This is a genomic window from Streptomyces lucensis JCM 4490 (assembly GCF_014650035.1).
Taxonomy (GTDB): Bacteria; Actinomycetota; Actinomycetes; order Streptomycetales; family Streptomycetaceae; genus Streptomyces; species Streptomyces lucensis.
The window spans coordinates 99404-113987 of the sequence record NZ_BMUE01000013.1 but is presented as its reverse complement, the minus strand read 5'-3'; the positions used below and the strand labels follow the sequence as shown (position 1 = coordinate 113987).

General features: G+C 71.6%; 11 protein-coding genes and 1 pseudogene. 11 read left to right on the top strand and 1 reads right to left on the bottom strand.

The window, feature by feature from the left end; all coding sequences use genetic code 11:
* Window positions 1-119: 119 nt before the first annotated feature.
* The 4 genes from IE177_RS26310 to IE177_RS26295 all read left to right on the top strand — a co-directional run bounded on the left by IE177_RS26310 (window position 120) and on the right by IE177_RS26295 (window position 6534).
* Window positions 120-2549 carry an ATP-binding cassette domain-containing protein gene (locus IE177_RS26310; RefSeq protein WP_190017911.1) on the top strand — a complete coding sequence of 810 codons (2430 nt, stop codon included), beginning with the start codon at window positions 120-122 and terminating at the stop codon, window positions 2547-2549.
* A gap of 162 nt (window positions 2550-2711) precedes the next feature.
* Window positions 2712-3599 carry a FadR/GntR family transcriptional regulator gene (locus tag IE177_RS26305; RefSeq protein WP_190017910.1) on the top strand — a complete coding sequence of 296 codons (888 nt, stop codon included), beginning with the start codon at window positions 2712-2714 and terminating at the stop codon, window positions 3597-3599.
* 420 nt (window positions 3600-4019) lie between these two features.
* Window positions 4020-5561 carry an RNA polymerase sigma factor gene (locus IE177_RS26300; protein ID WP_190017909.1) on the top strand — a complete coding sequence of 514 codons (1542 nt, stop codon included), beginning with the start codon at window positions 4020-4022 and terminating at the stop codon, window positions 5559-5561.
* A 124-nt stretch (window positions 5562-5685) separates the two neighbouring features.
* The gene (locus IE177_RS26295) at window positions 5686-6534 is read left to right on the top strand and encodes a serine protease (protein ID WP_190017908.1); all 849 of its coding nucleotides are present in this window, start codon (window positions 5686-5688) and stop codon (window positions 6532-6534) included.
* Window positions 6535-6662: 128 nt separating this feature from the next.
* On the opposite strand, the gene IE177_RS26290 is transcribed toward IE177_RS26295, so the two are convergent.
* Window positions 6663-6893 carry a DUF7455 domain-containing protein gene (locus IE177_RS26290; RefSeq protein ID WP_190017907.1) on the bottom strand — a complete coding sequence of 77 codons (231 nt, stop codon included), beginning with the start codon at window positions 6891-6893 and terminating at the stop codon, window positions 6663-6665.
* 439 nt (window positions 6894-7332) lie between these two features.
* Between IE177_RS26290 and IE177_RS26285 the strand changes: the two genes are divergently transcribed.
* The 7 genes and pseudogenes from IE177_RS26285 (at window position 7333) to IE177_RS26255 (ending at window position 14530) form a co-directional block, all read left to right on the top strand.
* Window positions 7333-9456, top strand: coding sequence for a DNA gyrase/topoisomerase IV subunit B (locus IE177_RS26285; RefSeq protein WP_190017906.1), 2124 nt, complete (start codon window positions 7333-7335; stop codon window positions 9454-9456).
* A gap of 136 nt (window positions 9457-9592) precedes the next feature.
* A complete protein-coding gene (locus IE177_RS26280) occupies window positions 9593-9961 on the top strand; it encodes a hypothetical protein (protein WP_229816278.1) in 369 nt (122 codons plus the stop codon).
* Window positions 9962-10280: 319 nt separating this feature from the next.
* A pseudogene (locus IE177_RS26275) lies at window positions 10281-10403 on the top strand (DUF1453 domain-containing protein); the annotation flags it as partial.
* An 83-nt stretch (window positions 10404-10486) separates the two neighbouring features.
* Window positions 10487-11638: a sensor histidine kinase gene (locus IE177_RS26270; RefSeq protein WP_190017904.1), complete on the top strand. Its 1152-nt coding sequence runs from the start codon at window positions 10487-10489 to the stop codon at window positions 11636-11638.
* The gene (locus IE177_RS26265) at window positions 11635-12324 is read left to right on the top strand and encodes a response regulator transcription factor (RefSeq protein WP_190017903.1); all 690 of its coding nucleotides are present in this window, start codon (window positions 11635-11637) and stop codon (window positions 12322-12324) included. Before IE177_RS26270 ends, IE177_RS26265 begins: the two co-directional genes overlap by 4 nt.
* A gap of 68 nt (window positions 12325-12392) precedes the next feature.
* Window positions 12393-12941 (top strand): DUF485 domain-containing protein, encoded by a 549-nt coding sequence (locus tag IE177_RS26260; RefSeq protein ID WP_190017902.1) that lies wholly within the window; start codon window positions 12393-12395, stop codon window positions 12939-12941.
* Window positions 12938-14530: a monocarboxylic acid transporter gene (locus IE177_RS26255; protein ID WP_190017901.1), complete on the top strand. Its 1593-nt coding sequence runs from the start codon at window positions 12938-12940 to the stop codon at window positions 14528-14530. The genes IE177_RS26260 and IE177_RS26255 overlap by 4 nt, the downstream gene beginning before the upstream one ends.
* The last annotated feature ends 54 nt before the right edge of the window (window positions 14531-14584 follow it).

Below are 14584 nucleotides of genomic sequence, written 5' to 3'. Positions count from 1 at the left end.
CGGATCCCGGCTCGGTGTCCGTCGAACGGCGGACACCGACGGGGCCGGTCCGCAAGGTGCTGTGTGACAGGCCGCGCTATACACCACAAAAGCGGACATAGCGCGCTATCTTGCTGCAGGTGATCCAGGCCTTCGGACTGACCAGCAACCCCCGCAAGGCGCACCCGCCCGCCGTCGACGACGTCTCCCTGGAGGCGCCCGCCGGACAGGTCACCGCGCTCCTCGGCGGCGCCGGCGCGGGCAAGACGACGGCGCTCAGACTGATGCTCGAACTGCAACCGGGGCGCGGCATCACCTACTTCCGGGGCCGGCCCCTGCACCGGATCGCCCACCCCTCGCGGGAGGTCGGCGTGCTGCTCGGCGACGTACCGGGCCATCCGGCCCGCACGGTCCGCGGTCATCTGCGCATGCTGTGCGCGGCGTCGGGAGTCCCCGCGAGGCGCGCCGACGAGGTGCTCGAAGTCGTCGGCCTCGTCAGCTTCCGGGAGGAGCGCCTCGGCACGCTGTCGCGCGGCATGGACCGCAGGCTCGGCCTGGCCGGCGCCCTCCTGTCCGACCCGCACACGCTCGTCCTCGACGCGCCGGCCGACGGCCTTTCCGCACGCGAGGCGCAGTGGCTGCACAGCATGCTGCGGGCCCACGCCAAGCAGGGCGGCACCGTGCTCTACACCACGGCCGACCCCAAGGAGGCCGCGCGCGCGGCCGACCGGGTCGTGGCCCTCGACGGCGGCAGGGTCGTCGCCGACCAGGACGCCCGGGAGTTCGCCCGCACCCGGCTGCGCCCGCACGTGGCCGTCCGCAGCCCCCACGCGGCACGGCTCGCCGCCCTGCTCGCCAAGGAGGCGCGCACCGGTCGCCGGTCCGTGGAGGTCGTGTGCGAGGGCGGCAACCGCCTCTCGGTGTACGGCAGCACGACCGCGGACGTCGGTGAGACGGCGTTCCGCCATGGGATCCTCGTCCACCAACTCGCGGACGAGGTGGGCGGCATGGGGCCGGCCGCCGGGCCCGGTGCCGGGTTCGGGGCGGACAGCGGCACACGGGCTGCCCGGCGCGGGACGCCCGCACAGGACCCACAGCAGGCGGTCCCGGAGCCGGGGGAGCGGGACGCGGCCGCCTCCGGCAGCCGGCCGGCGGAGCGGGAAAGAGCCCCCTTCGGCTCCTCCGCTCCGGAAACCGGCCGCGAGACGCTCACCGCCTCGCCGGCGCGACCGGGCCGGGTCGCCGTGGACGGAGCGCCGCCGGAGCGGAGCCGAACCTCCGTCGACGACGCGCCGGCCGGGTACGGTCCGCCGGCGGGGGAGCCGGCCGCACCGGCACCCGGTACGGCCACGCCGGCCCGACCGGCGGCGGCCACCCCGGCCGCCCCCGCCTCCGCCCGCGACGTGTCGCCGGCCGGTGAGCCGCCCGTGACCGGCGGAGGCGCGGCGCACGACGCCGTCGAGTCGCCGGCCGGTACGTCCCCCGCCGAGGCGATCGCCCCGGCCGGTGACCTCAGGCCCGCCGACGCCGCACCCGAGTCGCACACCGACCCCGCCGGGAACTCGCCGCGCCCGGCGTCACGCACCGGAGCCGGCAGCCCCGGTCCCTCGCTGTCGCCGGAGCCGCACACCGGTGCCGTGAGCGGATCCCCGGCAGGCGCCCTCGCGACCCGCCCCCGGTTGCCCGGCGCCAGGGTCCCCGGCACCCGCAGGCAACAGCCCGACCGTGCCGCGGACCCCGACGGCGCCCGCCCCCGCGACGCCCACTCCCTCCTCCCGCCCCCCATCTCCGTCCGCACCGCCCCCACCCCCCTGCGCCCCCTGCGCTACGAGATCCGGCGGGCCGCCGGGATCGGCACCGGCTTCGTGACCTGCGGGGCCGTGCTGGTGGTGTCGGCGCTCACCGCCGTAGTGCTGGCCCGGCTCGGCCACACCCCGCAGGCGCGGCTGTTCGCAGCCTGGCCGCGGCAGCTCCCGCTGCCGCCCGCCGCACTGGCCGCCGGACTCCTCGGCGCGCTGGCCTTCGGCGACGAGTTCCGCCACCCCGCCCTGGCGGCGGACCGCGGCACGGTGCCCCGCCGGCTGGGGCTGCTGGCCGCGAAACTGTTCGTCTCCGGAGCCACCGCGCTGCTGCTGGCCTTCCTCACCGTGGGCTGTGACGCCGAAGTGCTCTACGTCGTCTACGGACGGGAGCTCACGCAACTCCCCGGGGACTGGCTCGCGCTGTGCGCGAGCTGGTTCGGCCTGGTCGTCGGCTGTGCCTGGGCCGGTGTGCTGGCGGCCGGCGTGTTCCGGTCCACCACGGCGGGGCTGGCCGCCGTCCTCGCCGTACCCGTGCTCGTCGTGCCGGTCGTGCACCAGGTGCTGCGGGCCCCGGGTGCGCACATGGCGGCCGGGTTCCCGGTGCGGATGCGGGAGGTCCTCGTGCTGCAGTGGCCCTTCGGCGGGGAGCGCTACCTGGTCGCGGCGGTCCGTGTGCTCGCTCAACCCGTGGGCGGCGCACTGGCGTTGTCCCTCACGGGGCTGCTGTGCGCGTATCTGCTGACGACGCTGCGCACCAGGGTTCGATGACGGCCGTCCGTACGCTTCAGGTCCCTATGTGCGCACAACTCCCCACAGAAAGGCCGTTTCTTTCCGATAAGGCGTCAATTGCGACGTTGTGAGCGATCACCCTTTCGTGTGCTTTTCACCAAAGACCTCAAGGGAGTTGGAGGCAACGCCGACAAAGGATCCGTGAGTACCCTTGCGCACACCATGATGACCGCCGCCCGCTCCGCAGACTCTGGTCTGACCGGCCCGGGCGATCTCGACCGCTATCCCTACGCCGAGGCCTCGATGGCCGAGCGCGTGGGAGCGCCCTCCTGGGATGGCACGGACCCGGATCTGGGGCGCGTCGGCCGGCGCGCCGCGGGCAGCCGCGGGCGCGGGCTGCACGGCCAACTCGTGCAACAGCTGGGACAGATGATCGTCTCCGGGGATCTGGGGGCGGACCGCCCGCTGGTGCCTGAGGAGATCGGCCAGCGCTTCGAGGTCTCCCGCACCGTCGTCCGCGAGTCCCTCCGTGTCCTCGAGGCCAAGGGCCTGGTCAGTGCCCGCCCGAACGTCGGCACGAGGGTGCGTCCCGTCAGCGACTGGAACCTGCTCGATCCCGACATCATCGAGTGGCGGGCCTTCGGGCCCCAGCGCGACGACCAGCGCCGGGAGCTGAGCGAGCTGCGCTGGACGATCGAGCCGCTCGCCGCCCGCCTCGCCGCCGGACACGGGCGCGAGGAGGTGCAGCAGCGCCTGTGCGACATGGTCGAGATCATGAGCCACGCCGTGGCGCAGGGCGACGCCCTGACCTACTCGCGGGCCGACAACGAGTTCCACGGGCTGCTCATCCAGATCGCGGGCAACCGCATGCTGGAGCACCTGTCCGGGATCGTCGCGTCGGCCCTCCAGGTCTCCGGCGGCCCGGTCACCGGTTGTGACCGGGCGAACGAGACGTCCCTCGCGCAGCACGCGCGGATCGTCGACGCCCTCGGCACGGGCGACGGCGCGGCGGCGGAGACGGCCATGCGTCAGCTGCTCACGGTCCATCCCGAGGTGGAGCGCGTCGTTCCCGCCCCGCGCGAGCACTGATCGGCGACGAGGCGACGCGGTCGCCGGTGTGCGGCACCCTGGTGGTTATCGCGGCCGTGTCCGGCCGGCTCGCGCGGCTCCACGGAGCCGGGGGCCGGCCGTCCGCGCCTCGCTCGGATTCCTTGGGGTCCGGCGAGGCGTGGGCGGGGGCGGGGTACAGGGGGTTGTATGTCCCCGTCCGATCGTTTCTGACCGCTTATGGGATGTGACTCGGGCCACGCAGATTGGGCGTAACGCTCACGGAGACAGCGCGATGACCTAAGAGGTGACAGCCGCGGAGGGAATACGGACGCCGAGACAGGCGCTGTGCATCTCCCCGGCCCCCGCCCGCGCCGTCGGCCCATCCCCAGGCCGGTGGTCGGCGCTCGTCCGCAGTGGACGGTGCCGGAAGCCGTTTTCCAACGTTCCGAGAGGTTGTTCGTGTCGGCCAGCACATCCCGTACGCTCCCGCCGGAGATCGCCGAGTCCGTCTCTGTCATGGCGCTCATTGAGCGGGGAAAGGCTGAGGGGCAGATCGCCGGCGACGATGTGCGTCGGGCCTTCGAAGCTGACCAGATTCCGGCCACTCAGTGGAAGAACGTACTGCGCAGCCTCAACCAGATTCTTGAGGAAGAGGGTGTGACGCTGATGGTCAGTGCCGCAGAGCCCAAGCGCACCCGAAAGAGCGTCGCAGCGAAGAGCCCGGTCAAGCGCACCGCCACCAAGACGGTCGCGGCGAAGACGGTGACCACCCGCAAGGCCACCGCCACCACGGCGGCTCCCGCGGCGCCCACCGCTCCGGTCGAGACCGATTCCGCCGAGGAAGCCGCACCTGCCAAGAAGGCGGCCGCCAAGAAGACCACGGCCAAGAAGGCGGCAGCCAAGAAGACCGTCGCGAAGAAGACGGCCGCCAAGAAGACCACGGCCAAGAAGGACGACGGCGAGATCCTGGAGGACGAGGTCCTCGAGGACACCAAGGTCGCCGACGAGCCCGAGGGCACCGAGAGCGCCGGCTTCGTCCTGTCCGACGAGGACGAGGACGACGCGCCCGCCCAGCAGGTGGCCGCGGCCGGTGCCACCGCTGACCCGGTCAAGGACTACCTGAAGCAGATCGGAAAGGTCCCCCTGCTCAACGCCGAGCAGGAGGTCGAGCTGGCCAAGCGCATCGAGGCGGGGCTGTTCGCCGAGGACAAGCTGGCCAACGCCGACAAGCTCGCCCCCAAGCTCAAGCGCGAGCTGGAGATCATCGCCGAGGACGGCCGCCGCGCCAAGAACCACCTCCTGGAGGCCAACCTCCGTCTGGTGGTCTCCCTGGCCAAGCGCTACACCGGTCGCGGCATGCTCTTCCTGGACCTCATCCAGGAGGGCAACCTCGGTCTGATCCGCGCGGTCGAGAAGTTCGACTACACCAAGGGCTACAAGTTCTCCACGTACGCCACCTGGTGGATCCGTCAGGCGATCACCCGCGCGATGGCCGACCAGGCCCGCACCATCCGTATCCCGGTGCACATGGTCGAGGTCATCAACAAGCTCGCGCGCGTGCAGCGCCAGATGCTCCAGGACCTGGGCCGCGAGCCCACCCCGGAGGAGCTGGCCAAGGAGCTCGACATGACCCCGGAGAAGGTCATCGAGGTCCAGAAGTACGGCCGCGAGCCCATCTCGCTGCACACCCCGCTGGGCGAGGACGGCGACAGCGAGTTCGGTGACCTGATCGAGGACTCCGAGGCCGTCGTCCCCGCCGACGCCGTCAGCTTCACGCTTCTGCAGGAGCAGCTGCACTCCGTGCTGGACACGCTGTCCGAGCGTGAGGCCGGCGTCGTCTCCATGCGTTTCGGTCTCACCGACGGTCAGCCGAAGACCCTCGACGAGATCGGCAAGGTGTACGGCGTGACGCGTGAGCGCATCCGCCAGATCGAGTCCAAGACCATGTCGAAGCTGCGCCACCCGTCGCGTTCGCAGGTGCTGCGCGACTACCTCGACTAGTCCGAGGCCGTTCCGCGGGCGAAGGCCCGGTCCCCGTCGCCGGGGGCCGGGCCTTCGTGCTGCGGGCGCGCACGCCCTGGACGACTCTGGGTGTCCCAGGAGGACCCCAGAGTGAGGAGCCTGCATGCGCCGTTCCGTTGCCCGGGCACTGATCCGGCCGCTGGTCGTGGCGGCCGCCATGACCGCCATACCCCTGGTGGGCGCCGTCCCGGCGGCCTCCGACAGCGTGGTCGTGGGCGGATTCCCGATAGACATCTCCCAGGCGCCATGGACCGTGGCCCTGTCCAGCCGTGACCGGTTCGGAGGTACGCGCGCGGGCCAGTTCTGCGGCGGTGTGGCGGTCGCGCGGACGACAGTGATCACCGCGGCCCACTGCCTGGCCGACGACGTCCTGGGGGCACCGCCCGACCGGGCCCGCGACCTCACGGTGATCGCGGGCCGCACCGACCTGCTGTCGGCCCGGGGTGCGGAGATCGCCGTCCGTGCCGCGCGGATCAATCCCCGCTACGACGCCGCCACCGATTCCGGCGACTTCGCCGTCCTCACTCTCGCGAAGCCGGTGCCGCAGAGCGCCGTCGTGGCCATGGCCGACGCGGGCGACCCGGCCTACACGCCGGGCACGCGGGCCGTCGTCTCCGGATGGGGTGACACGACCGGCGCGGGCGCCTACCCGCGCCGGCTCCACGCCGCGCGCGTGCGCGTGCTGCCCGACGACCTGTGTGCCCGCGCCTATCCGGGCGGGGAGGACGGCACCTACCGGGCCGGCACGATGCTCTGCGCGGGAGAGACCACCGGGGGCCCGGACGCCTGCCAGGGCGACAGCGGCGGCCCTCTGGTGGCCGGCGGGCGGCTGATCGGGCTCGTGTCGTGGGGCAGCGGCTGCGGGTGGCCGGGAAGCCCCGGCGTCTACACACGCGTCTCCGAGGTCGTGCGCGAGCTGGCCTCCCGCCACGGCAGGCCTGGGGACGCCTGACAGTCCTTCCTAAGCGTCCCGGCGACCCCACCCACACGGCACGAGCACGGGCGGGCCCGCTCCCGGAGAGGAGCGGGCCCGCCCGTTCACCGGCCTGTGCCGGGGCTGGCTCGTCGTGTGTGCGAGATTCAGCGCTCTTCGGTGGAAGGGGTGTCAGGAACGGACGTCAGCCGCTCCGTCTCGTCCTGTATCTCAGCGGCGATCTTCTTGAGTTCCGGCTCGAACTTGCGGCCGTGGTGGGCGCAGAAGAGCAGTTCTCCGCCGCTGAGCAGGACCACGCGCAGGTATGCCTGGGCGCCGCAGCGGTCGCAGCGATCGGCGGCCGTCAGCGGGCTCGCGGGGGTCAGAACAGTAGTCACGTCGCCTCTTCTCTAGCTCGACGAGCTGTCGTACCAGGGTCAACATCCAACCAGCCCGAAAACGTTCCCGCTCGTGGCTTTTCCTCGAAAAAATCTTTCGGGGGCGGCTGTCTGCTGCCGGTTGGCGGCGAATGTGCCGTATTGCGTTACTTGGATGCTTACGGGTTCGCGCTGTCTTGTGTCTCGGTCCTCCCGGCTGGGTTGCCGGTTGTTCATGAGGACGTGCCCGGAGCCTAAATGGTTCATGCCTCCAAGGGAACGTGATGTGTACTTCACTCCATCGAGGGATCGAACACCTATGCGAGTCTGGACTAGTCTGAGTTTGTGACGAGGGTGGCGTTACACCGGCTCTACCAGGCCTCGGTACCCTCTGAGCGGCGACCGAAGCCGCCCTCTTGCCAAAAGGGGGCAACCTGAAATTCAGCGAGGAGCGAACCGCGTGACCGCCGACACGTCCGTGCCGTCCACAGCGCTGCTGGCAGGAGCAGACCGGGACGGTTCCAACTACACCGCGCGGCACCTGCTCGTCCTCGAGGGCCTCGAGGCCGTGCGCAAGCGCCCGGGCATGTACATCGGCTCGACCGACAGCCGCGGTCTGATGCACTGCCTGTGGGAGATCATCGACAACTCCGTGGACGAGGCCCTGGGCGGCTACTGCGACCACATCGAGGTGGTCCTCCACGACGACGGCTCCGTGGAGGTGCGCGACAACGGCCGCGGCATCCCCGTCGACGTCGAGCCCAAGACCGGCCTGTCCGGCGTCGAGGTCGTCATGACCAAGCTCCACGCGGGCGGCAAGTTCGGCGGCGGCTCCTACGCCGCCTCCGGCGGTCTGCACGGCGTCGGCGCCTCCGTGGTCAACGCCCTCTCCGCCCGTCTCGACGTCGAGGTGGACCGCGGCGGCCACACGCACGCCATCAGCTTCCGGCGCGGCGTGCCAGGTGCCTTCGCGACCGCCGGCGCCGACGCGAAGTTCGAGGCGAAGAGCGGCCTGCGCAAGGCCAGGAAGATCCCCAAGACCCGCACGGGCACGCGCGTGCGGTACTGGGCCGACCGGCAGATCTTCCTCAAGGACGCCAAGCTCTCCCTGGAGAATCTGCATCAGCGCGCCCGCCAGACGGCGTTCCTGGTACCCGGCCTGACCATCGTCGTCCGCGACGAGTACGGCCTCGGTGAGGGCGGCAGCAAGGGTGAGGAGTCGTTCCGCTTCGACGGCGGGATCAGCGAGTTCTGCGAGTTCCTGGCCGGCGACAAGCCCGTCTGCGACGTCCTGCGCTTCTCCGGCCAGGGCACCTTCAAGGAGACCGTGCCGGTCCTGGACGAGCACGGCCAGATGACCCCGACCGAGGTCACCCGGGAACTGGGTGTGGACATCGCCCTGCGCTGGGGCACGGGCTACGACACCACCGTCAGGTCCTTCGTCAACATCATCGCCACCCCCAAGGGCGGCACCCATGTCGCGGGCTTCGAGCAGGCCCTCACCCAGGCGATGAACGACGTCCTGCGGGCCAAGAAGCTGCTGCGCGTGGCCGAGGACAACATCGTCAAGGACGACGCCCTGGAGGGGCTCACCGCCGTCGTCACCGTGCGCCTGGCGGAACCGCAGTTCGAGGGGCAGACGAAGGAGGTCCTCGGTACCTCGGCGGCCCGCCGCATCGTGAACCAGGTGGTCACCAAGGAGCTGAAGGCCTTCCTGACCGCCACCAAGCGCGACGCGGCCGCCCAGGCCCGGGTCGTCATGGAGAAGGTGGTCGCGGCCGCCCGCACCCGCGTCGCGGCCCGCCAGCACAAGGACGCCCAGCGCCGGAAGACGGCCCTGGAGTCGTCGTCCCTGCCGGCCAAGCTCGCCGACTGCCGCAGTGACGACGTCGACCGCAGCGAGCTGTTCATCGTCGAGGGCGACTCCGCGCTCGGTACGGCGAAGCTCGCGCGCAACTCCGAGTTCCAGGCACTGCTGCCGATCCGGGGCAAGATCCTCAACGTGCAGCGCTCGTCGGTGACCGACATGCTCAAGAACGCCGAGTGCGGTGCGATCATCCAGGTGATAGGAGCCGGCTCGGGCCGCACGTTCGACATCGAGCAGGCCCGCTACGGCAAGATCATCATGATGACCGACGCCGATGTGGACGGCTCTCACATCCGCTGCCTGCTGCTGACCCTGTTCCAGCGCTACATGCGGCCCATGGTCGAGGCCGGCCGCGTCTTCGCCGCAGTGCCGCCGCTGCACCGCATCGAGATCGTCCAGCCGAAGAAGGGCCAGGACAAGTACGTCTACACGTACTCCGACCGCGAGCTGCGCGACAGGCTCATGGAGTTCCAGAGCAAGGGCATCCGGTACAAGGACTCCATCCAGCGCTACAAGGGCCTGGGCGAGATGGACGCCGACCAGCTGGCCGAGACCACGATGGACCCGCGCCACCGCACGCTGCGCCGCATCAACCTCTCCGACCTGGAGGCCGCCGAGCAGGTCTTCGACCTGCTCATGGGCAATGACGTGGCGCCCCGCAAGGAGTTCATCTCCAGCTCGGCGGCGACCCTGGACCGGTCACGCATCGACGCCTAGTTCACCAGGCCGGCAACCTCTCAATCCCTTTGCGTGACCGATCAGGTCGTCCGTAGCGTGCAGGCGCACAGGAAGCGCAGGAACCGTGCGCCAGGGGCGGGGCGCACACGAACGGGGAGCGAACGCCGTGGGAACCATGGTCTCGGTCAGGGGCTGGCTGCAGTGTGACGACGCACAGCTGGCCCGGATCAAGGAGATCGTGGCAGCAGACGATCCGGAGCGCACCTACAGCGGGGGCTGGGCCTTCCCCGCCCGGCAGTACAACAACGTCAGTTGGGCCTTCTACGGGGGCGACATCCGCGCGGCTTCCCTCGACTGGTTCGAGGAGAGGCTGCGCCAGATCGCCCTCATCCCGGCCTCCTGCCGGGACGACGAGTACGACGAGAGGCCCCGGGGACTGTTCCTGGTCAGCCACGACGTCGACGGCATGAGCGAGTGGAGGGTCCATGACGGCGGCTTGGTGACCGGCCCCCCGGGTGGGGACTACCACTACCTCGACGCCTAGCCGGATCACGAAGGCGCACCGGACTGCCGGCCGCCGTGCCGGGTCCGGCCGAGCAGACGGACGCCGGCAGGGCGGCTCGGACAGGGCTGCCCTGCCGGCGCGTGAGCGGACCAGGCCGCTCACCGGCGGGCAGCTGGTCCCCGCTGCCGCCCGCTCCCGTTCTCTCCCGTCCTCTCCACCCCCGGGTGGAGGCCGGCCGCTCCACAGTTCCACCCGTGATCCACCCCGGCTCCGATCTTTCGGCTCGCCGGTTTGCGTAGTTTCGAAGGGCCGGCGGCGCCCGCCCCCGGCACCCACCTTCCCGCTCACGGAGGCCGTGATGTCCGGGCTCGTCAACGCGCTGCTGCTCGTGGCCGTCGTGGCCGTTGTGCCCGTGCGGCGGTTCCAGGCCCGCGCGATCGACACGGACCGGCGCTGGTGGCTGCCGCCCGTGATCCTCGCCCGGCGCACCCGGTCCACGGGCGCCGCCGGCCGGTGCGGCCCGGCGTACGGTGACGGCGGCAGGCCGGCGTGGAAGGAGTGCGTGTGAGCGGGAACGCCTGGACCGGGTGGCCGTCACGCGAAGCGCTCGGCCGAGCGGGAACCAGCCGGCCCCGGCGCCTGCTCGCCTGGACCGTCCGGCTGCTGGCGCTGGCCACGCTGCTGTGGGGAGCGTTCGGAAACAGACACCCGGGCATCCGGGGGGCGCTCGGGGCGGTGGCGGGAGTGCTCGTCGCCGCACTCGCCGCCTGGGCCTTCTTCCGGACCACCTACCAGCACCGGCTGGCGCACTCCCTCGCACTCATGGGTGTGCTCCTGGGCGTGGCGGTCGGGGCCCAGGCGACGGGATTCACGGTGCCGGCCCTCGTCCTCTGGTGCGGCTGCGGGGTCAGTGCCCTGGAGAGGCTGCCGCTCGCGGCTGCCGGACCCGTGGCGGTGGTGGCCCTCGCCTCGTACTCCGTGTTCGACACGGACGCCTGGCCGACCACGGCCGTGACCGTGGCGGGGATGGCCCTCGCCGGATACGTCCTGCGTCTGGACGCGGAGGCCCGTGGAAGCGCGCAGCGGCTGCTCGCCCAGGAGCGCGCCGCGCGGGCCGCCGAAGCGGAGTCCGCGGCGTTGACCGAGCGGGCCCGCATCGCCCGCGAGATCCACGACGTGCTGGCCCACAGCCTGTCGGCGCAGCTGGTTCACCTGGAGGCGGCCCGGCTGCTGATCGAGAACGGTGCGGACCGCGAACGGATCCTGGAGCGGGTGGTGGCCGCGCGGGGCATGGCCCGGGACGGCCTCGTGGAGACGAGGCAGGCCCTTTCCGCGCTGCGGGGCGACCTGACTCCGCTGGAGGACTTCCTGACCGAGCTCGTCAGCGGGGCCGACGGAGCGGAGGTCACCGTCACGGGTGATCGCAGACCCCTGCCGGCCGAGGCCTCCCAGGCCGTGCGCCGGGTCGCGCAGGAAGCGCTGACGAACGTCCGCAAGCACGCCCAGGGCGCCAAGGTGCGCCTTCGGCTCGACTACCGAGAGCACGAAGTGACACTCAGAGTAAGGGACTCGGGCGGAAGGCCGGGCGAACTCACCGGCTGCGGAGGCGGGTACGGTCTGCTGGGTATGCGCGAGCGCGCCGAACTGCTCGGCGGTTCGCTGGACGCGGGGCCGGCCGATGAGGGGTTCGAGGTGACGCTGAAGGTGCCCGTATGACACAGACGGAGGGGGAGCGGAAGCCCGCACGGGTGGTGGTCGCGGACGACCAGACAGTGGTGCGCGAGGGCATCGTGATGCTGCTCGGCCTGCTGCCCGGCGTGGAGGTCGTCGGTGCCGCGGGAGACGGCGAGGAAGCGGTGCGGCTGGCCGGGGAACTCGCCCCGGACGTCGTTCTGATGGACCTCAGGATGCCGCGCTGCGACGGCGTCGAGGCCACCCGGCGGATCCGGGCGCGATACCCCGGAACCCAGGTCGTGGTGCTCACCACGTACGCAGACGACGATTCGCTGTTCCCGGCCCTGCAGGCCGGCGCCCGGGGGTACCTGACCAAGGACGCGGGCGGCGAAGAGATCGTCAGGGCCGTGCACAGCGTGCTGTCGGGAGACGCGGGACTCTCCCCGAGTGTGCAGCGCCGGCTGCTGGAGCGGCTCGCACAGCCCGAACCCGTGCCGGAACCGGCGCCCGCTCAGTCACCCGACGGGCTGACCGCCCGCGAGACGGAGGTTCTGGCACTCATCGCCGCGGGCCTCTCCAACCACGAGATCGCGCGCGAGCTGCACGTCTCCACCGCGACCGTGAAGACGCACATCAACAACCTCTTCGCCAAGACCGGCCTCAAGGACCGTGCTCAGGCGGTGCGTTACGCCTACGGCAAGGGCCTGGCGCGGCCACCCGCGGGCTGACTCACCTGATGGGGTGAAGAGCGGAGGAAGAAGAGTCAGAGAAGCTCCCGATCTGTCCATGCTTGGGCATGCAGTCAAGCAACGGCCGTTCCCACGGAGTCGGGGACGGTTTCGAGAGTTCGGCCGAGCAGCGGGGAGTCCACGCGGCGCCCGCCCGCGACGTGAGGTACGACGATCCCTGGCACGACGCACTGGCCACCGGCTGGGGTGAACCGGACGACACCGGCACGCCGGCGCCGGCCGTGCCGTCCCCTCGCGGGGAGCGGAGCACGGCGGCGGTCCGTGCCCTTGACGTGTACGTCGAGGTGCAGCGCAGTGCGGCCTTCCAGCAAGTGCGCGGCAGATACCGGCGGTTCGTGATCCCGGGAGCCGCCGTCTTCCTCGTCTGGTACGTGGGGTACGTGGTCACGGCGACGAGCGCGCCCGGACTCATGGCCCGGCCCGTGGCGGGCGCCGTGAACGTGGGCATGCTCGCCGGGCTCGGGCAGTTCCTCTCCACGTTCCTGCTCACCTGGGCCTACTCCCGGCACGCTCGGGTGCGCCGGGACCGGGCCGCGCTGGAGCTGCGCTGGGACACCCAGGAACTGACCCGCGGCGCACGGGGAGGTGCCTCGTGACCGGTGACCACCAGACGCTGGCACTGCTGCTGTTCAGTGGTTTCGTAGCAGTCACCCTCATGATCACGACCTGGGTGAGCCGCAGGCGGCACGGTTCGGCGGAGGAGTTCTACGCGGGCGGGCGGCTGTTCTCGCCGATGGAGAACGGCTTCGCCATCGCGGGCGACTACCTGTCGGCGGCCTCCTTCCTCGGGGCCACCGGGATGATCGCGCTGTACGGGTACGACGGACTGCTGTACGTGGTGGGCTTCCTCGTGGCATGGCTGGTCGTGCTGTTCGTGGTGGCCGAACTGGTCCGCAACTGCGGTCGGTTCACCCTGGCCGACGTGGTGGCGGCACGGATGAGCGAGCGGCCGGTGCGCATCGCCGCGGGCACGTCCTCGGTCACGGTGTCCGTCCTGTATCTCGTGGCGCAGATGGTCGGCGCGGGCAGCCTGGTGGCGCTGCTGCTGGGGCGCACGGGTGAGGCGGCCCAGGCCTGGACGGTCATCGGGGTCGGCGCGCTCATGGTGATCTACGTGTCGCTGGGCGGGATGCGGGCCACCACCTGGATCCAGATCGTGAAGGCGGCCCTGCTGCTCGGCGGGACGATCGCGCTGACCGTGCTCGTCCTGGTCCGCTTCCACGGGGACGTCGGCCGGCTGCTGCTCACGGCGGCCGAGCGCAGCGGCCACGGCAAGGCGTTCCTGGCGCCCGGCCTCAAGTACGGCGGCAGCTGGACCGCACGCTTCGACTTCATCAGCCTCGGACTCGCGCTGGTGCTGGGCACGGCGGGACTGCCGCACATCCTGTCCCGCTTCTACACCGTGCCGACCGCCCGGGCCGCCCGTCGCTCCACGGTGTGGTCCATCGGCCTGATCGGCGGCTTCTACCTGATGACCATCGTCCTCGGGTTCGGGGCGACCGCCATCGTGGGACCGGAGGCCATGCGCGCCTCGAACGCGGCCGGGAACACGGCCATGCCCCTGCTCGCCCTCGATCTGGGCGGCGGCCCGGGCTCCACCGGCGGCACCGTCCTGTTCGCGGTCGTCGCCGCCGTCGCCTTCGCCACGATCCTCGCGGTCGTCGCCGGCATCACGCTCGCCTCCTCCGCCTCGGTGGCCCACGACCTGTACGCGTCGCTGCGGCGCTCGCGCGGCAGGGCACGCAGCGAGGTGACGGTGGCGCGGTTCGCCGCGGTCGGGATCGGCGTCGTCGCGATCGCGCTCGGTCTGCTGGCACGCGACATGAACGTCGCCTTCCTCGTCGGACTCGCCTTCGCGGTCGCCGCGTCGGCGAACCTCCCCGTGCTGCTCTACTCGCTGTTCTGGCGGGGCTTCACCACGCGTGGCGCGGTGTGGGCGGTGTACGGCGGGCTGGTCCCGGCCCTCGCGCTCGTGCTGCTCTCCCCGGTGGTGTCCGGCAGCCCGGACTCGCTGTTCCCGGCCGTCGACTTCCAGTACTTCCCGCTGCAGAACCCGGGCATCGTCTCCATCCCGCTCGGGTTCCTCGCCGGCTGGCTGGGCACGGTCACCTCGGACGAGGTCGCGGACCAGGCCAAGTACGCCGAGACCGAGGTACGGTCGCTGACCGGTGCCGGAGCCGTGTGACCGCAGGGCCGGCGGGCAGGCCGCCATCCGGCCGTCCCCGCCGGTACGGTGCCG